The sequence below is a fragment of the Citrobacter sp. MGH 55 genome (genome assembly GCF_016906145.1).
In the GTDB taxonomy this organism is placed as follows: domain Bacteria; phylum Pseudomonadota; class Gammaproteobacteria; order Enterobacterales; family Enterobacteriaceae; genus Citrobacter_A; species Citrobacter_A amalonaticus.
The window spans coordinates 814,531-833,326 of sequence record NZ_CP070239.1 but is presented as its reverse complement, the minus strand read 5'-3'; the positions used below and the strand labels follow the sequence as shown (position 1 = coordinate 833,326).

16 protein-coding genes are annotated in these 18,796 nt (G+C 55.1%); 8 read left to right on the top strand and 8 right to left on the bottom strand.

The window, feature by feature from the left end:
• Positions 1-245 precede the first annotated feature (245 nt).
• Complete coding sequence (locus JTI98_RS03340; RefSeq protein WP_216081914.1) at positions 246-2,561, bottom strand: Tex family protein; 2,316 nt, start codon at positions 2,559-2,561, stop codon at positions 246-248.
• Positions 2,562-2,659: 98 nt separating this feature from the next.
• A complete protein-coding gene (gene greB / locus JTI98_RS03335; RefSeq protein WP_042998425.1) occupies positions 2,660-3,133 on the bottom strand; it encodes a transcription elongation factor GreB in 474 nt (157 codons plus the stop codon).
• A 226-nt stretch (positions 3,134-3,359) separates the two neighbouring features.
• Here greB and ompR point away from each other — a divergent pair, with 226 nt between their 5' ends.
• Together ompR and envZ are read left to right on the top strand one after the other, a co-directional pair.
• Positions 3,360-4,079: a two-component system response regulator OmpR gene (ompR, locus tag JTI98_RS03330; RefSeq protein WP_001157751.1), complete on the top strand. Its 720-nt coding sequence runs from the start codon at positions 3,360-3,362 to the stop codon at positions 4,077-4,079.
• Positions 4,076-5,428, top strand: a complete 1,353-nt coding sequence (gene envZ, locus JTI98_RS03325) for a two-component system sensor histidine kinase EnvZ (RefSeq protein WP_042998424.1) — start codon at positions 4,076-4,078, stop codon at positions 5,426-5,428. Before ompR ends, envZ begins: the two co-directional genes overlap by 4 nt.
• 51 nt (positions 5,429-5,479) lie before the next feature.
• On the opposite strand, the gene pckA is transcribed toward envZ, so the two are convergent.
• From pckA to igaA, 5 genes are all read right to left on the bottom strand, one after another.
• Positions 5,480-7,099 (bottom strand): phosphoenolpyruvate carboxykinase (ATP), encoded by a 1,620-nt coding sequence (pckA, locus tag JTI98_RS03320; protein ID WP_042998423.1) that lies wholly within the window; start codon positions 7,097-7,099, stop codon positions 5,480-5,482.
• A gap of 373 nt (positions 7,100-7,472) precedes the next feature.
• Positions 7,473-8,351 (bottom strand): Hsp33 family molecular chaperone HslO, encoded by an 879-nt coding sequence (gene hslO / locus JTI98_RS03315; protein ID WP_043001765.1) that lies wholly within the window; start codon positions 8,349-8,351, stop codon positions 7,473-7,475.
• 24 nt (positions 8,352-8,375) lie between these two features.
• Positions 8,376-8,777 (bottom strand): ribosome-associated heat shock protein Hsp15, encoded by a 402-nt coding sequence (gene hslR / locus JTI98_RS03310; RefSeq protein ID WP_058587475.1) that lies wholly within the window; start codon positions 8,775-8,777, stop codon positions 8,376-8,378.
• Between the two features lie 10 nt (positions 8,778-8,787).
• Positions 8,788-9,456 carry a GMP/IMP nucleotidase gene (yrfG, locus tag JTI98_RS03305; protein WP_216081913.1) on the bottom strand — a complete coding sequence of 223 codons (669 nt, stop codon included), beginning with the start codon at positions 9,454-9,456 and terminating at the stop codon, positions 8,788-8,790.
• Between the two features lie 65 nt (positions 9,457-9,521).
• Positions 9,522-11,654, bottom strand: a complete 2,133-nt coding sequence (gene igaA, locus JTI98_RS03300) for an intracellular growth attenuator protein IgaA (RefSeq protein ID WP_042998420.1) — start codon at positions 11,652-11,654, stop codon at positions 9,522-9,524.
• Between the two features lie 324 nt (positions 11,655-11,978).
• Here igaA and nudE point away from each other — a divergent pair, with 324 nt between their 5' ends.
• Positions 11,979-12,539, top strand: coding sequence for an ADP compounds hydrolase NudE (gene nudE / locus JTI98_RS03295; RefSeq protein ID WP_042998419.1), 561 nt, complete (start codon positions 11,979-11,981; stop codon positions 12,537-12,539).
• 48 nt (positions 12,540-12,587) lie between these two features.
• Here the strand turns inward: nudE and mrcA are convergent, their stop codons facing one another.
• Entirely contained in the window at positions 12,588-15,140 is a 2,553-nt protein-coding gene (mrcA, locus tag JTI98_RS03290; protein ID WP_044327315.1) for a peptidoglycan glycosyltransferase/peptidoglycan DD-transpeptidase MrcA, read from the bottom strand.
• Positions 15,141-15,260: 120 nt separating this feature from the next.
• Here mrcA and JTI98_RS03285 point away from each other — a divergent pair, with 120 nt between their 5' ends.
• The 5 genes from JTI98_RS03285 to hofQ are packed head-to-tail and all read left to right on the top strand — an operon-like array spanning position 15,261 to position 18,565.
• Positions 15,261-16,040, top strand: a complete 780-nt coding sequence (locus JTI98_RS03285) for a DNA utilization protein HofM (RefSeq protein WP_216081912.1) — start codon at positions 15,261-15,263, stop codon at positions 16,038-16,040.
• Positions 16,040-16,579, top strand: a complete 540-nt coding sequence (locus tag JTI98_RS03280) for a PilN domain-containing protein (protein WP_042998416.1) — start codon at positions 16,040-16,042, stop codon at positions 16,577-16,579. The genes JTI98_RS03285 and JTI98_RS03280 overlap by 1 nt, the downstream gene beginning before the upstream one ends.
• Complete coding sequence (locus JTI98_RS03275; RefSeq protein WP_058587478.1) at positions 16,563-17,021, top strand: hypothetical protein; 459 nt, start codon at positions 16,563-16,565, stop codon at positions 17,019-17,021. Before JTI98_RS03280 ends, JTI98_RS03275 begins: the two co-directional genes overlap by 17 nt.
• A complete protein-coding gene (locus JTI98_RS03270; RefSeq protein WP_044253488.1) occupies positions 17,011-17,415 on the top strand; it encodes a HofP DNA utilization family protein in 405 nt (134 codons plus the stop codon). The genes JTI98_RS03275 and JTI98_RS03270 overlap by 11 nt, the downstream gene beginning before the upstream one ends.
• Positions 17,327-18,565 (top strand): DNA uptake porin HofQ, encoded by a 1,239-nt coding sequence (gene hofQ / locus JTI98_RS03265; protein WP_216081911.1) that lies wholly within the window; start codon positions 17,327-17,329, stop codon positions 18,563-18,565. The genes JTI98_RS03270 and hofQ overlap by 89 nt, the downstream gene beginning before the upstream one ends.
• The last annotated feature ends 231 nt before the right edge of the window (positions 18,566-18,796 follow it).

Below are 18,796 nucleotides of genomic sequence, written 5' to 3'. Positions count from 1 at the left end.
TTTATCTTCAACCGATTAAATGTGACGGAATGTTGGTTTGAATAATAATCTGCGTCATTTTTGATATGGCTCAAAAATAATAACCAGCAGGTGAAATGATTTGAATTCTTAATAAATTAACGTTGTTAATGTTTAATTAAGGTTTCATCTGTTAATGACGTGATAAATATAACGCGATGGAGAAGGTGGATGCGGTAAAGGGCCGGACAGGGCGGTTCCGCCGCCATCCGGCACTCGATCTAAACTTAACGTTTTTTACCCATCGCTGCCGCCAGCGCATCCATCATCGCGCTGTTACCGGCGGGCTGCGCTTCACGAGTACGTGGTTTTGCCGCTTTCGCTGCCGGACGATCATTGCCGCCGCCGCGACGGGCATTGGTTTCACCCGGCTGTTCGTCCAGACGCATCGTCAGGGCAATACGCTTACGTTGCAGGTCAACTTCCAGCACTTTCACCTTCACGATGTCGCCTGCTTTCACCACGGTGTGAGGATCGTCAACAAACTTGTTCGACAGCGATGAGATGTGAACCAGTCCATCCTGGTGAACGCCGATATCCACAAACGCACCAAAGTTGGTGACGTTGGTGACGGCACCCTCGAGAACCATCCTCGGCTGCAAATCGTTCAGGGTTTCAACGCCATCGGCAAACTGCGCGGTTTTGAATTCCGGACGCGGATCGCGACCTGGTTTCTCCAGCTCTTTGATGATGTCACTGACGGTCGGGACACCGAACTTGTCGTCGGTGAAATCGACGGCTTTCAGATTGCGTAGTTCGCTGCTGTTGCCCATCAGATCTTTCAGCGCCTGTTGGGTTGCCGCCAGAATACGTTCCACGACCGGATAGGCTTCCGGGTGAACGGTGGAAGCATCCAGCGGGTTATCACCGTGGTTAATACGCAGGAAGCCTGCGCACTGTTCGAAGGCTTTCGGTCCCAGTCGGCTGACTTTCAGCAGTTGCTGACGATTCTGGAACTGCCCGTTCTCGTCGCGCCAGGCCACGATATTCTGCGCCATCATTCGGGTCAGACCGGCTACACGGGTTAACAGCGGAACCGATGCCGTATTCAAATCAACGCCGACGGCGTTCACACAGTCTTCCACTACTGCGTCCAGCTTACGGGCTAACTGTGTCTGGCTGACGTCATGCTGATACTGACCGACGCCGATCGATTTCGGATCTATTTTCACCAGCTCAGCGAGCGGATCCTGCAGACGGCGCGCAATAGAGACCGCGCCGCGCAGCGAGACGTCGAGATCCGGGAACTCCTGGGCTGCCAGTTCTGACGCGGAATAGACTGACGCCCCGGCTTCGCTGACGATCACTTTCTGCGCCGTCACTTTCGGGAACTGTTTCTGTACATCGAGGAAGAAGCGTTCGGTTTCACGCGAGGCGGTGCCGTTACCAATCGCCACCAGTTCCACATTGTACTTTTCACACAGCGCAGCCACTACCACGGCGGCTTTCGCCGCCTGACCGGTGTGAGGATAGATGGTATCGGTGGCGACCAGCTTACCAGTGCCATCCACCACGGCGACTTTTACCCCGGTACGCAGACCCGGATCGAGGCCCATAGTGGCACGCAGACCCGCTGGTGCCGCCATCAACAGGTCGTGCAGGTTGCGGGCGAATACGTTGATTGCTTCGTCCTCCGCGCGCTCGCGGACAGTCCCCATCAGCTCGGTCTCGAGGTGCATAAGCACCTTGATACGCCACGTCCAGCTCACCACGCCTTTGCGCCAGCTGTCTGCCGGTGCGTTGTTCAGACGCAGGCCGAGGTGATCCATAATGATCTGCTCGCAGTAGCTCTCTTTCGGCGGCTCATCGAACTGCGGATCGGCATTCAGCGAAAGCTGCAACACGCCTTCATTACGACCGCGGAACATTGCCAGCGCACGGTGAGAAGGCACGGAGGCGATCGGCTCGTGATGATCGAAATAGTCGCGGAATTTTGCGCCTTCCTCTTCTTTGCCGCTGACTACGCTGGCAACCAGATGGGCATTTTTCCACAGATAGTCACGTACCTTCGCCAGCAGCGCGGCGTCTTCGGCAAAGCGTTCCATCAGGATATAGCGTGCGCCATCAAGCGCGGCTTTGCTGTCGGCAACCCCTTTCTCTGCATCGATATATTTTGCCGCTTCGGTGTCCGGATCGTGTGACGGGTCGTTCCACAACAGGTCGGCCAGCGGCTCCAGACCGGCTTCAATCGCGATTTGTCCACGGGTGCGGCGTTTGGGTTTATACGGGAGGTAAAGATCTTCGAGTTCGGTCTTACTTAACGTGCCGTTGATGGCAGTCGCCAGATCATCGGTCAGTTTGCCTTGCTCGGAAATGGACTTGAGAATGGCCTGGCGGCGCTCTTCCAGTTCACGCAAATAGCCCAGTCGGGTCTCCAGATTACGCAGTTGCGTATCATCCAGGCCGCCGGTGATTTCCTTACGGTAACGTGCGATAAACGGCACGGTGTTCCCTTCGTCAAGCAGGCGAACGGCAGCGGTGACCTGGTCGGCCCGGGCCTGAATTTCACCCGCAATAATGCGGCAGAAAGAATCATTCATCATGGATTGGCTTCATCTACTGAGTAAAAAATCAGGGAACAGTTATACGGATTGATGGGCAAAAACGCCAGCCATAGCGCGGGGCTTAGGATTGTTCCTGCTCATTTTACGTATTCGATCGCATTCACGTACCAGCTTGCTTCCCCACCAGGCGTGTTGACCACCGCGAGATCGCCGACCTCTTTTTTCAGCAGTGCGCGCGCCATCGGCGAGTCGATGGAGATGTAATCTTTGCGGCCAAAAATTTCATCGTAGCCGACAATCCGAAAGCGACGGGTATCGCCATCGTCATTCTCAATTTCTACCCATGCGCCGAAAAACACTTTGCCTTCCTGCTGCGGGGAGTAATCGACGATCTTCAAATTCTCCATGCATTTAGTCAGGTAACGGACGCGTCGGTCGATCTCACGCAGGCGCTTTTTATTATACTGGTAGTCGGCATTCTCACTGCGGTCACCCAGACTCGCCGCCCAGGTCACCTTCTTTGTGACTTCCGGGCGCTCTTCACGCCACAGGTAGTTGAGCTCGCTTTTGAGTTTTTCGTACCCTTCCCGGGTGATCAGAGGCGTTTTCATCTTATTGATTACCTTTAAGTCTGTGACGAAGCGCACAATTCGTATTACGTCATCCCACTGACAGAATAAATAATGTGCTGCGCGTTTCATTGTATACTTAAGCTGCTGTTAAATATGCTTTGTAACAATTTAGCCTGGAATTCATACCAGAATTCACTGGTGGCGAACGTTAGCTTTTTTAAGAATACATACCATCAATTGTTGCGAACCTTTGGGAGTACTAATAATGCAAGAGAACTATAAAATTCTGGTGGTCGATGACGATATGCGTCTGCGTGCGCTGCTTGAGCGTTATCTGACCGAGCAGGGCTTCCAGGTTCGAAGCGTCGCTAACGCTGAGCAAATGGATCGCCTGCTAACCCGCGAATCTTTCCACCTTATGGTACTGGATCTGATGCTGCCGGGTGAAGATGGCCTGTCTATTTGCCGCCGTCTGCGCAGCCAGAGTAACCCGATGCCGATCATCATGGTCACGGCGAAAGGGGAAGAAGTTGACCGTATTGTCGGGCTGGAAATTGGCGCTGATGACTATATCCCGAAACCGTTTAACCCACGCGAACTGCTGGCGCGTATTCGGGCGGTGCTGCGTCGTCAGGCGAACGAACTGCCGGGCGCGCCTTCTCAGGAAGAGGCGGTCATCGCTTTTGGTAAGTTCAAATTAAACCTGGGCACTCGCGAAATGTTCCGTGAAGACGAGCCGATGCCGCTCACTAGTGGTGAATTTGCGGTACTGAAAGCGCTGGTGAGCCACCCGCGTGAGCCGCTGTCCCGTGACAAACTGATGAACCTGGCGCGTGGTCGTGAGTATTCCGCAATGGAGCGTTCCATCGACGTACAGATTTCTCGTTTGCGCCGCATGGTGGAAGAAGATCCCGCTCACCCGCGTTATATCCAGACCGTGTGGGGCCTGGGTTACGTTTTTGTACCGGACGGTTCTAAAGCATGAGGCGAATGCGCTTCTCGCCACGAAGTTCATTTGCCCGCACGCTGCTGCTCATCGTCACCCTGCTGTTTGTCAGTCTGGTAACGACCTATCTGGTGGTGCTGAACTTTGCGATTCTGCCGAGTCTCCAGCAGTTTAATAAGGTCCTGGCCTACGAAGTGCGTATGCTGATGACCGATAAACTGCAACTGGAGGACGGCACGCAACTGGTGGTGCCTCCCGCTTTTCGCCGGGAAATTTACCGTGAGCTGGGGATTTCTCTTTATTCCAACGAAGCCGCCGAAGAGGCTGGACTGCGTTGGGCGCAACACTATGAATTTTTAAGCCATCAGATGGCGCAGCAGCTGGGCGGGCCGACGGAAGTGCGCGTTGAGGTCAACAAAAGCTCGCCGGTTGTCTGGCTGAAAACCTGGCTGTCACCCAATATCTGGGTGCGCGTTCCGTTAACGGAAATTCATCAGGGCGATTTCTCCCCGCTGTTTCGCTATACGCTGGCCATCATGTTGCTGGCGATAGGAGGGGCGTGGCTGTTTATTCGTATACAAAACCGACCCCTTGTGGATCTCGAACATGCCGCGCTGCAGGTAGGGAAAGGCATTATTCCACCGCCGCTGCGTGAGTACGGCGCCTCTGAGGTCCGCTCGGTGACCCGCGCCTTCAACCATATGGCAGCCGGGGTGAAGCAGCTCGCGGATGACCGAACGCTGCTGATGGCGGGGGTCAGTCACGATCTCCGCACCCCGCTGACGCGTATTCGTCTGGCGACAGAGATGATGGGCGAGCAGGATGGTTATCTGGCGGAGTCCATCAATAAAGATATCGAAGAGTGCAACGCGATCATTGAACAATTCATCGACTACCTGCGCACCGGACAGGAGATGCCGATGGAGATGGCCGATCTCAACGCCGTGCTGGGCGAAGTGGTGGCGGCAGAAAGTGGCTATGAGCGCGAAATTGAGACGGCGCTTCAGCCGGGTAGCATTCAGGTGAAGATGCACCCGCTGTCTATCAAGCGTGCAGTCGCCAACATGGTGGTGAACGCTGCGCGTTATGGCAACGGATGGATCAAAGTCAGTAGCGGGACGGAACCGCATCGCGCCTGGTTCCAGGTGGAAGATGACGGCCCCGGCATTAAACCTGAGCAGCGTAAACACCTGTTCCAGCCGTTTGTCCGTGGCGACAGTGCGCGTAGCACCAGCGGAACCGGTCTGGGACTGGCGATTGTGCAGCGTATCGTGGACAACCATAACGGGCTGCTGGAGATCGGCACCAGCGAGCGGGGCGGGCTCTCTATCCGCGCCTGGCTACCGGTTCCTGTGGTCCGCGTCCAGGGGACGACTAAAGAGGCGTAAAAAAGGGAGGCGAAATGCCTCCCTTGCTATTTTTACTTTATCCGGACTGACTTACAGCTTCGGCCCGGCGCTGACCAATGCTTCGCCTGCTGGGGTATCGGTGTATTTCTCGAAGTTCTCGATGAACAGTTTCGCCAGCGCAGTGGCTTTTTCCTGCCACTGTTCCGGAGACCCGTAGGTATTACGCGGGTCGAGAATTCGGGTATCCACGCCTGGAAGTTCGGTCGGGATCGCCAGATCAAACATCGGCAGGTTGAAGGTTTCTGCATCGTCCAGAGAACCGTTCAGGATAGCGTCGATAATGGCGCGGGTATCTTTGATGGAGATACGTTTGCCCGTACCGTTCCAGCCAGTGTTGACCAGGTATGCCTGCGCACCTGAGGCCTGCATGCGTTTCACCAGCACTTCAGCATACTGCGTCGGGTGCAGCGACAGGAATGCCGCGCCGAAGCAGGCGGAGAAGGTTGGCGTCGGCTCGGTGACACCGCGTTCCGTACCCGCCAGTTTAGCCGTGAAGCCAGACAGGAAGTGGTACTGCGTCTGGTTGGCGGTCAGGCGAGAAACCGGTGGCAGCACGCCAAAAGCATCAGCGGTCAGGAAGATCACCTTCGTGGCATGGCCGGCTTTGGAAACCGGTTTAACGATGTTTTCGATGTGGTAGATAGGATAGGAAACGCGGGTATTCTCGGTTTTCGAGCCGTCGTCAAAATCGATAGTCCCATCGTCGCGCACGGTGACGTTTTCTAACAGCGCATCACGGCGGATAGCGTTGTAGATTTCCGGTTCCGCTTCTTTCGACAGCTTGATCGTTTTTGCGTAGCAACCGCCTTCAAAGTTGAACACGCCATCGTCATCCCAGCCGTGCTCGTCATCGCCGATCAGACGGCGTTTCGGGTCGGTGGAGAGGGTGGTTTTCCCGGTGCCGGAAAGACCGAAGAACACCGCAACGTCGCCTTTCTCGCCCACGTTGGCGGAACAGTGCATGGAGGCAATGCCTTTCAGCGGCAGCAGATAGTTCATCACCGAGAACATACCTTTCTTCATTTCGCCGCCGTACCAGGTACCACCAATCAGCTGGATACGTTCGGTCAGGTTAAAGGCGACAAAGTTTTCGGAGTTCAGACCCTGCTCTTTCCACTGTGGGTTTGTGCACTTCGCGCCGTTCATCACGATAAAGTCAGGCTCAAAGCCTTCCAGTTCGTCATCGCTTGGGCGGATGAACATGTTCTTCACGAAATGCGCCTGCCACGCCACTTCGGTAATGAAACGGACAGAGAGACGAGTATCGGCGTTTGCGCCACAGAAAGCATCAACGATAAACAGACGTTTACCGGAAAGTTGTTTAGTGACTAATCCTTTCAGGTGCTGCCAGGTTTCCTGGGATAGCGGTTTGTTGTCGTTCTTGCCTTTTCCTTTGTCGGACCACCACAGCGTGTCACGCGTGGTGTCATCACGAACAATGTACTTATCCTTCGGCGAACGTCCGGTGAAAATACCGGTATCAACTGCAACGGCACCCAGGTTCGTCAACACACCACGCTCATAACCTTCCAGGCTTGGGTCTAGCTCTTCCTGATAAAGGGTTTCATAGCTGGGGTTGTAGACGATATCCTGAACGTCGCTGATACCATAAGCCTTGAGATCTTGCGGGGTTAATCGTTTCACGCGCATATCACTGCTCCTTAGCCAATATGTATTACCTGGAATAGTAAGGTTTTTTTGGGGGTGTTAACCGCGACAAGGCTCATAGATTTACTTATCTGGACAAAATCACGATTGACTGAAAACGCTGTGACTCCAGTCACGAAGCGGGGCTTATTATGGCAGGAATGACTTTTTAGTTGTGGAAAATGTTCCTAAAAGGTTAAGGATTAGTATTTTTCACGGGAATGTTGTGAGTGTAATCGCATTCATGCAGGAAATTAACAAACCACTTACATACAAAATATCGATTCACCACGAAAGAAAATTTTAGCAAAAAGTGCGGAATTTAGTGCGGACGGTCGGAGACGCATCGCGTCATCCGACCGGTACAGGATATCGATCAGTGAACCTGCGGATCGGCAGGGGAGGCGTTATTACGTATCTCGGCAATATCCATGGCATTGAACAGGTAGTGGCTCCCGCAATAGTCGCAATGCATATCGATTTCGCCTTCTTCCGCCAGAATGCTATCCACCTCTTCGTCCGGCAGCGTTTTCAGTGCGCCAGCACAGCGTTCGCGCGAGCAGGTGCATTTGAACTCAACGTCCTGCGGATCGTAAAGGGTGACCTCTTCTTCGTGATACAGACGCCACAGCACCTCATTGGCTGGCAGGGTCAGTAGCTCTTCCGCCTTGATAGTTTCGGTCAGCGTGGCCAGATGGTTGAAGTCATCTGCTTGCGCATCCTGGGCTGGCATCACCTGCAACAGCATTCCGCCGGCAGCGGCTTTCCCGTCAACATCACCGGTACGAATGAACAGACGGGTTGGCAATTGCTCAGAACGCAGGAAGTAATCTTCCAGACATGCCGCCAGCGTATCGCCTTCCAGACCGACAACGCCCTGATAACGCTCGCCTTCTTCCGGGGTAATGGTAATGACCAGATAACCATTACCGACCAGCGTTTTCAGGTCAGCATCTTCCGGGATCTCGCCCTGGACGCGCGCCACACCACGCATCTGCTGATTGTTGTTGCCGTTGATCACCGCCAGGCTCAGCGGACCATCACCCTGGAGCTGAACGGTGATATCACCGGCGAACTTCAGCGTCGCCGTGAGCAGACTGGTGGCAACCAGTAACTCAGCGAGAACGGTTTTCACTGGCTGCGGATAAGTATGGTTTTCGAGGATCTGTTGCAGGGTTTCCGATACGGTTACCAGTTCGCCGCGCACGGCAAAATTTTCAAACAGATAGCGGTGTAATTGGTCATGTTGCGGCATAATCATCTCTCTAGCGGGCGACAGTTATTCACTGTCGCCGTGTTTAAATCGTAACAGGTCACGGCGTTCTTTTTTGTCCGGTCGCCTGTCCGGGTGCGGCATGGTCAGAGCGTTAAGCTTACGCGCCAGCGCCATTTTTTCGCGTTTCTCTACACTTTCCGTCGTCTCTTCGTACAGAGTGACGGCTTCGCTGGCCGGACGACGCTGCTCGGTGATCGCCTTGATCACCACCGTTCGCTCGTCGTTGCCCTGACGCAGCGTTAGCGTGGCGTTCAGTTCGACGATCTTGCTCGGCTTACTGCGCTGTCCGTTATAGTGAACTTTCCCGCCGTCCACCATTTCGCGGGCCAGTGCGCGGGTTTTATAAAACCGCGCAGCCCAAAGCCATTTATCCAGTCTGACCTCAACCGAGGGCTTCTCTTTCATGGCGTCTCCTTCACATCAGTGAGGGGATCAGTCGGCGGTAGTCATTCAGTGACGGATGGCGCGCATACTGTTTTTCCGCAACGCCAGAGTCGGGGTTAGTCACGCCGAGGCAATAACGAATACCAAACTTCGCCGCCGCATCGAGAATAGGTTCGCTATCGTCGATAAACAGCGTTTTCTCTGCACTCATTCCCGTTTCTTCCGCCACGGCGCGCCATAACCGCTGATCCTCTTTGGGATATCCAAATGTGTGGGTAGAAAGTAATAAATCAAGGTGTGAGGCCAGACCGGTATGCTCCAGCTTCACGGCCAGATTATGCGGATGCGCATTGGTCAGCAAAATCCGCCGTTTACCGCAGGCTTTGAGCGCGTCTAAAAAGGGGATTGTATCGTCACGTAACACCGCTCGCGGCCCCATTGCGGTAGTCATCGCGCAGATATCCAGACCCAGACGGTCGCTCCAGTAATCAAGACAGTACCAGTTTAGCGTATGCTGCACGGCATGATATTCCTGGCGGATGCGTTCCTGCGCCTCTTGTGGCGAGATCCCGTACTGCGCGCCGTAGGTTTCAGGCACCAGCTTTTGCCAGAAGTAGTTATCAAACGCCAGGTCGAGCAGCGTGCCGTCCATGTCTAACAGAACGGTATCCACGTTCTGCCAGGCAATATCAATATGCATGGGAACTCTCCAGAAGAAAACGCGATGCGGCACAGGGTAGCACACCCGGTGCCGCAGACATGTTATCAGATGAGGCTTTCCGGAGCGCTGATGAGCTTCGGATTCAGACAGCTTTCATAGTACTGCTGAATCTCCATCATGCGGGTGCGATGACGCTGGTAGCGGCGGAATGCCTGTACGCCATTATAGAGTGTGCAGGCTAACATCGTCAGCATCAGCAGCGTGGTGCCGAGGTAACGCCACAAACCAGAACGATCGGGGATGCGGTGCAGGGCGATATGCTGCGTGCCATTGGCGTCAGTATAGATATTGGTGACAATCCCTTCGGCGCTAAACGGCGTGTTCATCAGCATTTGTGCCAGTCGCTGGAAGGCGCTCCACTGTTCCTGCGCCGGGTAATCGTACAGCGATACGGTCGGCCAGGGCTGATCGACCAGATCGCTGCCTTCATCGCTGACAATCAGGAATCCGCCAGGGGCGGGGCTGTTCAGCGATTGGGCGGCTCGGGCGGTCTCGCGGGTAATAAAGGGCGCCGTGGAGGTGGTAACCAGATTGTCGAGCGATTCGGCGCTGACGGGACGCAGCAGAACGTTAACACCATCCAGTTTGCCCGCGTTGGCCCGTTTCACCAGCGCGCTCCAGTCTTTACTGTTCCCCAGGTTAACCAGCGCATTTTTGAGGCGTACGCACTCGTCTTCTGCCGCGCACAACTCGGCGGTTTTCAGGACGATATCGCCAAAATCATCCAGCAGCACCATGCCCGATTTCTGAATGGCGGAGCGCAAGGCCGCGCTGACGCGAGAGTCATCTTCCGGTTTGGGGTGCAACTGGCGGTTAACGGCCTGCGAGAGCGCAGTGGCTTTGTTCACCAGATCGGATTCCGGCAACGGTAGCGCAGGGGCGTCATTCCAGATGATTTGCGAGCAGTCAAACGGCATAAACGGTGAACTGGTTTGTGCGCTCCAGGTGCCCTGCGCATGAATATTACACATGCCGGTCCCGCGAAGGTTTAACGTGTCGCCGACGCGCACGCCGGACTGTTCAAGCTGTTTTACGCTGGTCGCTTCGATGGTTTGTGCGCCTTTCATCCACGACAGCGTGAACTTAATCGGCATATCGAGCGGGATCCAGAACAACAGCATCATTAGCACCAGCAGTGAGCCTCCGGCGATGATCGTGCTGCGTACCCAGTGCTGCAACGGGAAGTTTTTGACCTCGTCATGCAGGGATAAAAACCGTCCCTGACGCACGACGTGGCGATCGAGATAAATATCAATATCCGTTTGCTGGCCGAGATCTTGCGCAATGTAAGGCTGCCAGTGGCTTGGATACACCAGGTCGATAATCCCCAGCGAGATATTGTTGATCTGCTCCTGGTCATTTTCGCCAAACAGTCCCCAGCGGCGCGGTGTTCCCCGCAGGCAGTGAATTTCGCGTAGTGCGGATTTCGATGGCGGCGCGAATAAGCCCCACAATCCTGCCGCCAGCAACAGCACGGCTCCGCCCACCATCCACGGCACAAAGACGTCCGGCGTAACCAGACAGAAAAAGAACAGCAGGAAGGCTGCGACAATTAACAGCGCTTCGCGGAAACCGGCCGGGCGGCTGAGCGCATATTCTTCATGCGTCTCCTGACGAATGTTCAGCAACTCAATTTGTTCGCTCTCTTCGCCGCGAATCGACGCCTGTGTGGATGTGGTCGGTTGCAGCGCGTAACCACGCGCCTCCTGCATATACTCTTGCAGGGAATGACCATTTAGCGAGATCACCAGCGGCAGCGTATCGGTGTGGATCAGCTCAACGCTGTTTTCATCATTAATGTACTGTTCCCAAAAGGGAGGCAGATGGACTTCGACGGAATCGAGGTAGTAGCGCCACTTATTCGGATCGTCCGTCGTGATGCCGTAGCGGGTGATTGAGTGGGTCAGAATGATGACGTTATTGCTTTCAGCATTCAGCGTCAGGGAAACAGGGGCCGCGCTGGCGCCCGTCGGACCGGGTACCTGCTGGATTTGGCTCAGGCTATCAAGATAATTTTCAACGGCGCTGCGTTCTTCAGGCGTGAGTTTGCGCGTTGCCGCCTCTGAGAATGCATTTGTCCACGGCAGCTTACGCCGTCTGGCACGAACGTTAAGTCGCCACCAGGCCAGCAATGCGCAGACCAGCAACGCCGCTAAAAAAATCAGAATGGTGCTCATGCTTTCCCCATCTTACTTAATCTGTCAGGTGTGGTCAGTCGCACCCTGTCACAATGAACGTGATCCCGTGGTTGGCTATCGGCAAGCATGGAGTTGAACTTGAGCATTTTTCAGCGCATCCCAGTGAATGCTGATGATAGCAAAACCTGCAAAAGCGGAATATCAGCAAATTCCTGGACCTATTTCAACCTATTGACTTTTAATTTGAAATAGGAATTATATTTTTATTAGGTTACATAAATGTAAATAACTGGCAATTCGCATTGCCGAAACCGTGTTGCGTATCGCACAATAACGACTGATTTCACGGCATAGATTCTCACGATGAGCAAATCATTACAAAAACCCACCATTCTGAACGTCGAAACTGTCGCACAGTCGCGGCTATTTAGCGTTGAAAGCGTGGACCTCGAATTCAGCAACGGCGTGCGTCGTGTCTATGAACGGATGCGTCCCTCTACCCGTGAAGCGGTAATGATTGTTCCGATCGTTGACGATCACCTGATTCTGATTCGTGAATACGCGGTGGGAACGGAGTCCTATGAACTGGGCTTTTCCAAAGGGTTGATCGACCCGGGTGAAAGCGTGTTTGAAGCGGCGAACCGGGAACTGAAAGAAGAGGTCGGGTTTGGGGCAAACGATCTGACTTTTTTAAAAAAACTCAGCATGGCGCCGTCTTACTTCTCCAGCAAGATGAATATCGTGGTGGCGGAAGACCTTTTTCCCGAGTCACTGGAAGGCGATGAACCCGAACCGTTGCCGCAGGTGCGCTGGCCGCTGGCGCATCTGATGGATCTGCTGGAAGACCCCGACTTTACCGAAGCACGAAACGTGAGCGCGTTGTTTCTTGTACGCGAATGGCTGAAAGGGCAGGGACGGCTGTAAACGAGCACCCTGAAGGAATGAAAAAAGGCGCCGCAGCGCCTTTTTTATTTAGAACAGTTCGTGTGTCTCACCACCGTCAGTGATGGTCGTTCCCACCTCATGCACCGCCTGCTGTGTCGGCTGCGTGCCTTCGATGAAATATTCTGCCCGGCTGTTACCGCCGTTTGCCAGTTGTCCGGTGCTGCGATCGATATTGACCGTGACGATGCCTGGTGGCGGCGTCAGCGGCTCCTCAGGAACCCCTTCCAGCACCACTTTCATGTAAGCATCCCACGCGGGTTGCGCACTTTTCGCACCGCCTTCGTAGCCAGAGATTTGATCTTTGATCGCGCCAGAGGCGGTGGTGCGCCCCAGGTCACGGCGGTGATCGTCAAATCCAATCCATACGGAGGTGACTACCCCTGGACCGTAGCCGGAGAACCAGGCGTCTTTCGAGCTGTTGGTGGTACCGGTTTTACCGCCGATATCGTGGCGATTCAGATCACGACCTGCACGCCAACCTGTACCCATCCAGCCGGGTTCGCCGAAAATGTTGGTATTCAGCGCGCTCTTGATCAGGAAAGCCAGCGGCGTGTTGATCACGTGCGGTGCGTACTCTTGCGCCCCGGTCTGCGCCACTAACGCCTGATTTGCCTGCTCCAGTTTGGGCATTGGCACGGCGGCGTTCTGCTGCTCGCCAGAGATGGAGACATCTTCGACGTTGCTGTTTTCCAGAACGTTGGATTTCTGGGTATCACCGTAAATCACCGGAATATCACACTCCGGGCAGGCGATTTTCGGCTTCGCTTCGAAAATTACGCCGTTCTGGTCCGTTTCAATCTTGCTGATGAAATAGGGATCGACCAGGAAGCCGCCGTTCGACATGACGGCATAACCACGCGCCACCTGTAGCGGGGTAAATGACGCGGAGCCCAGCGCCAGGGATTCGGTACGCACAATGTTTTGTGCCGGGAAGCCGAAACGCTGCAGATATTCCGCCGCGTAGTCCACGCCCATGGCCCGCATGGCGCGTACCATTACCACGTTTTTCGATTCGCCCAGCCCCTGACGTAAACGAATCGGGCCTGCGTACTGCGGTGGTGAGTTTTTCGGACGCCAGTCGGAACCGGCGCCAGCATCCCAGCGAGAAATTGGCACGTCGTTCAGCATACTCGCCAGCGTCAGACCTTTGTCCATCGCGGCAGTGTAGAGGAACGGCTTAATGTTAGAACCGACCTGACGCAGCGCCTGAGTGGCACGGTTGAACTTGCTCTGGTTAAAGTCAAAACCGCCGACCAGCGCCAGCACGGCCCCGTTTTTCGGATTGATTGAGACCAGCGCGGAGTTCACATCCGGAACCTGCGCCAGCCACCAGGCTTCGCCCATCTTCCGCACCCAGATCTGCTGACCGGTCTGCACCGCGTCAGTGACCTTACGCGGCGTCGGGCCTTGCTGAGTATCCGAACGATAAGGACGCGCCCAACGAATGCCTTCCATCCGCAGCGAGACCGAAGTGCCGTCTGCCAGAGTCGCCGTCGCTTCCTGCGGGTTTGCACTGGTGATCACCGCTGGCAGCAACGGCCCGTAAGTTGGCAGCGCTTTCAGCGTATCGGTGATTTTCTTACTGTCCCATGCGGTTTCACCCACTTTCCACAGCACGTTGGCCGGACCGCGATAGCCGTGGCGCATGTCATAGTCCAGCACATTATTACGTACTGCCTGTTGCGCGGCCTGCTGCACCTTACGGGTAATCGTGGTGTAAATGCGGTAACCGTCTTCATAGGCGTTTTCGCCATAACGGTTGTACATCTCCTGACGCACCATTTCTGACAGGTACGGGGCTGAGAAAGCGATTTCCGGCGCATGATAGTTGGCGTCGATCGGCTCATTCCGCGCCTGATCGTACTGTGCCTGAGTGATGTACCCTTCGCTCAGCATGCGCGACAGCACCACGTTACGACGTGCGGTCGCGCGGTCCATCGAATAAAGCGGGTTAAAGGTAGAAGGCGCTTTCGGCAGGCCGGCAATTACCGCGATCTCACCCAGATCCAACTGGTCGACTGATTTACCGAAATAGACCTGTGCCGCCGCTCCGACGCCATAAGCGCGGTAACCGAGGTAGATCTTGTTCAGATAGAGTTCGAGGATCTCATCTTTACTCAGCAACTGCTCAATGCGGATCGCCAGGAACACTTCCTTAATCTTACGCATCAGCGTGCGTTCAGGACTGAGGAAGAAATTTCTTGCGAGCTGCTGCGTGATGGTACTCGCCCCTTGCGAGGCGTGGCCGGAGAACAGCGCTACGCTTGCCGCACGGAAAATCCCCACCGGGTCAACGCCGTGGTGCTCATAGAAACGACTGTCTTCTGTGGCGATAAAGGCTTTGACCATTTCCGGCGGGATCTGATTGAGCGTCACCGGAATACGACGTTTTTCACCATATTGCGCAATGAGCTCGCCATCTGCGCTGTAAACCTGCATCGGGATCTGCAAACGCACATCTTTAAGCGTCGCGACGTCAGGTAACTGTGGCTCAATATAGCGATAGAGGCCATAAATCGAGCCTGCTCCCAGCAGGATGCAACATACTGCAAGGATCAATAAATACTTTACGAACTTCACCGGAGATTTCCCATTTAGTTTCATTTGGGCAGTTTATAAACAACCGCGCGGTAGTATAAAGGCAAGCCAGACGCATTGATATACCCGTGAGAGCGACGGGTGATAAGGAGATCATCAGCAATGGCTTTCAGATTCTGGCAAGTCGGCCTGCACATTCAGCCACACGAAGCCCTGGCGGTTGCCGTCGTTCGCGGCGCGTCGGGTTGGTATCTACAGCGCTGGTGGCGTCTGCCGCTGGCGCAACACACAATCAGCGACGGACATTTCCACGACGCCGAACAGCTTGTGGCGGTGTTACAACCGTGGAGTCGCGAGCTGCCGCAACGCCACCATATACACCTCTCTTTTCCTGCGAGTCGGACGCGGCAAAAGCGCTTTCCCCGCCCCTCAATGTCGCTTCGCGAGCGTGAACAAACGGCCTGGCTGACCGGTTCGATGGCGCGTGAACTGGATATGGAGTCGGCGGCTCTGCGCTTTGACTATAGCGAAGATGCGCTCGCCCCGGCCTATACGGTCACCGCCGCGCAGGACAAAGAGATTTCGGGTCTGTTAACGCTGGCGAAAACACTCGGTGTAAACGTCACGGCGATCACCCCAGATGCCTGCGCATTGCAGCGTCTGCTGCCTTTTCTTTCCCCGGAACAAACCTGCCTGGTGTGGCGCGATGACACGCAGTGGCTGTGGGCGACGCGCAACGCATGGGGGCGTAAATCGCGGGCAGAGATAGCTCATCTTCACGACCTGGTAGACGGGCTCTCCCTCAGTAGCGAAGAGGTGGCGCTCTGCGCAGAAGAGGGGTTTGACCCCTGGCGGGCGGTTTCAATCCGTCAGCCTCCCGTACCCAGGGAAGGTCATGCATTCGCCGTTGCGCTTGGACTGGCGCTGGGAGAAATGCGTTGATGCATCCTCCCGTCAATTTTTTGCCCTGGCGGCAACAGCGGCGTAATGCCTGTCTGCGTATGTGGGGTGGGCTATTCGGCGCATCAGCGGCGATCGTGCTGGCACTAACGCTGATCGGATACCTCGCCCGCGCCACGAGCGGGCAGGCAAATGGGGTGTTGTTGCAGGCGGAGCAACAACTTGCCACGGCGCTTACGACAGTGAAACCCCGGCTTGAGGCGCGCCAGCGTCAGGCGCAGCAGGTCATTCAACGAGACAGATTGCGCGAGCAGACCCGCCGCTGGCAGCCCGCGCTGGAAAGTCTTGCGTTGAGTGTGCCGGCACAGGCCTGGCTAACCAGTATGGACTACCAGCAGAGCTCACTGGAACTCAGTGGAAAAGCGCTCACCTTTTCTGCGCTCAGCGCACTGGAAGCCGCCCTGCGCGACTCGCCGATGTTTGAGATAAACCATACCGGCGCCACCCTGCAGGATGCGCAGGGATACTGGCAGTTCCAGTACCGTGTGATATGGAGAGAAGCGCATGATCGCCCTCTTTGACGTCTGGTGCGCTTTTTCGCCGCGTACCCGCATTGTCTGCTGGGTAAGTTGGGTGGCTGCGTTAAGTACGATCGCGTTGTCTTTTCTGTTCTTCCCGGGAATGCGTGATGAGGGTGCGCTTAGCCAGCAACGGGTGGCCAACCGCCAGCTCAGTTCAACGTTGTATCACCTCTCTGGCGCGCAGGCAGAGGCACAGCTTTCATCGGCATCGCAAACGCCGGTGTTTTCACCGCTCACGCTTCAGGTGCCGAATGTGCAGCTACTGTACTGGCGTCCATCGGCGCAGGGCGGAGAACTTGCGGTGAAGGCGCCTTGGGAGGCGATGGTGTCATTGTTCGGATACCTGGCGGCACGAGGCATGTCTGTGAGTGGATTTTCGCTGAAAGCAGAAAACGACGAGCGAGTGTTAACGCTCAGGCTGGAGTCTATCCATGAAGGGTAAGAACGCGGTGTTGGTGGCTCTTTCATTGTTGATGCTGACTGGCATGCGCGATCCGTTCCGCCAGCCGGAAGATCATTGCCATGGTGCCGAGCTGGCGCAATGGCAATACCAGGGGATGGTGAGCAGGGGAGAGCGAAATATTGGACTGCTTCAGGACGGGCAGCATCACTGGCGGCGTGTCGAGCAACATGAGGTTCTGGATAATGGCTGGACTATCGTGCAACTCACGGCACAGACGCTGACAGTGAGCACAGGTAAAGAGTGTGACCCGCCCCAGTGGCAGTGGCAACGACAAGGAGAGGGTAATGAAGCAATGGATACTGGTGGTGTTGATCGCCATCCTGCAGCCGGTTCAGGCCGGAAAAAACCAGAACGTGACGCTGGTGGTGGATGACGTGCCTGTCACGCAGGTTCTTCAGGCACTGGCTGAACAGGAGCGAAAAAACCTCGTGATATCGCCGGATGTCAGCGGCGTGGTGTCGTTGCATCTGACGGACGTCCCGTGGAAACAGGCGCTCCAGACGGTAGTGAAAAGCGCTGGACTGGTGTTACGTCAGGAAGGGGCGATTTTACATGTGCATTCCGAGAGCTGGCAGAGCGAAGAGGCGGCGCGACAGGAGGCGGAGGTCGCAAGACGCCAGGCGAACTTACCGCTGGAGAATCGGCATATTGCCCTGCATTACGCCGATGCCACTGAACTGGCGAAAGCGGGGGATAAACTGCTGAGTGCCAAAGGTAGCCTCACGGTAGATAAGCGTACCAATCGACTGCTGGTCAGGGATAACTCGCCGACGCTGGCGCGGGTGGAACAGTGGGTGGCACAAATGGATCTCCCGATAGAACAGGTCGAACTGGCGGCGCATATCGTCACCATTAATGAAAAAAGTCTGCGTGAACTGGGGGTGAAATGGACATTGGCAGAGGCCGAGAAGGCCGGTGCTGTGGGGCAAGTGACAAAGATAGCCAGCGATCTCTCGGTCGCGAATGCGACCACCCGCGTCGGGTTCAATATTGGTCGTATTAATGGGCGGTTGCTGGATCTGGAGCTGTCTGCACTGGAGCAACAGCAACAGCTCGATATTATCGCCAGTCCGCGACTGCTGGCTTCTCACCTACAGCCTGCCAGCATCAAGCAAGGGAGCGAGATCCCCTATCAGGTTTCCAGCGGCGAAAGCGGTGCGACGTCGGTTGAATTTAAAGAGGCCGTGCTAGGGATGGAAGTCACCCCAACGGTTTTACCGAAGGGGCGGATCCGCCTGAAGCTACGTATCAGTCAGAACATGCCGGGGCAGATGCTGCAACAAGCGGATGGCGAGGTACTGGCCATCGATAAGCAGGAAATTGAAACGCAGGTCGAGGTGAAAAGTGGAGAGACGCTGGCGCTGGGCGGCATTTTTTCAAACAAGAGTAAAACCGGGAAGGACAGTATTCCGCTGTTAGGTGATATTCCCTGGTTTGGACAACTCTTTCGCCACGATGGGAAAGAAAACGAACGTCGTGAGCTGGTGGTATTTATTACGCCCAGATTGGTCTCGACAGAATGATTTATGCATGAAACACCGTTGTTTTTGCACTTAACTCGTTTCAGGGATTTGACGTGCGCAGCTATTTAGCATACAAGGAGTACCGATTTGAGAGTCGGTACTTCTCATCGCCGTCCGGCAATGCCGACTCGGGTTGTCTACAATCTGGTTTGATGATTTATTCAGTTGCCAAACCTGCTTGAGTATTGAGATAATTTTCAGTCTGACTCTCGCAATATCTTATGAGGTTTC

Bases quoted from the DNA above. Each gene is read 5' to 3' on its own strand.
- hofQ (WP_216081911.1), top strand. From the start codon at position 17,327: ATGAAGCAATGGATACTGGTGGTGTTGATCGCCATCCTGCAGCCGGTT.
- hslO (WP_043001765.1), bottom strand. From the start codon at position 8,351: ATGCCGCAACATGACCAATTACACCGCTATCTGTTTGAAAATTTTGCC.
- ompR (WP_001157751.1), top strand. From the start codon at position 3,360: ATGCAAGAGAACTATAAAATTCTGGTGGTCGATGACGATATGCGTCTG.
- nudE (WP_042998419.1), top strand. From the start codon at position 11,979: ATGAGCAAATCATTACAAAAACCCACCATTCTGAACGTCGAAACTGTC.
- greB (WP_042998425.1), bottom strand. From the start codon at position 3,133: ATGAAAACGCCTCTGATCACCCGGGAAGGGTACGAAAAACTCAAAAGC.
- JTI98_RS03280 (WP_042998416.1), top strand. From the start codon at position 16,040: ATGCATCCTCCCGTCAATTTTTTGCCCTGGCGGCAACAGCGGCGTAAT.
- yrfG (WP_216081913.1), bottom strand. From the start codon at position 9,456: ATGCATATTGATATTGCCTGGCAGAACGTGGATACCGTTCTGTTAGAC.
- hslR (WP_058587475.1), bottom strand. From the start codon at position 8,777: ATGAAAGAGAAGCCCTCGGTTGAGGTCAGACTGGATAAATGGCTTTGG.
- pckA (WP_042998423.1), bottom strand. From the start codon at position 7,099: ATGCGCGTGAAACGATTAACCCCGCAAGATCTCAAGGCTTATGGTATC.
- JTI98_RS03275 (WP_058587478.1), top strand. From the start codon at position 16,563: ATGATCGCCCTCTTTGACGTCTGGTGCGCTTTTTCGCCGCGTACCCGC.
- envZ (WP_042998424.1), top strand. From the start codon at position 4,076: ATGAGGCGAATGCGCTTCTCGCCACGAAGTTCATTTGCCCGCACGCTG.
- JTI98_RS03285 (WP_216081912.1), top strand. From the start codon at position 15,261: ATGGCTTTCAGATTCTGGCAAGTCGGCCTGCACATTCAGCCACACGAA.
- igaA (WP_042998420.1), bottom strand. From the start codon at position 11,654: ATGAGCACCATTCTGATTTTTTTAGCGGCGTTGCTGGTCTGCGCATTG.
- JTI98_RS03340 (WP_216081914.1), bottom strand. From the start codon at position 2,561: ATGATGAATGATTCTTTCTGCCGCATTATTGCGGGTGAAATTCAGGCC.
- JTI98_RS03270 (WP_044253488.1), top strand. From the start codon at position 17,011: ATGAAGGGTAAGAACGCGGTGTTGGTGGCTCTTTCATTGTTGATGCTG.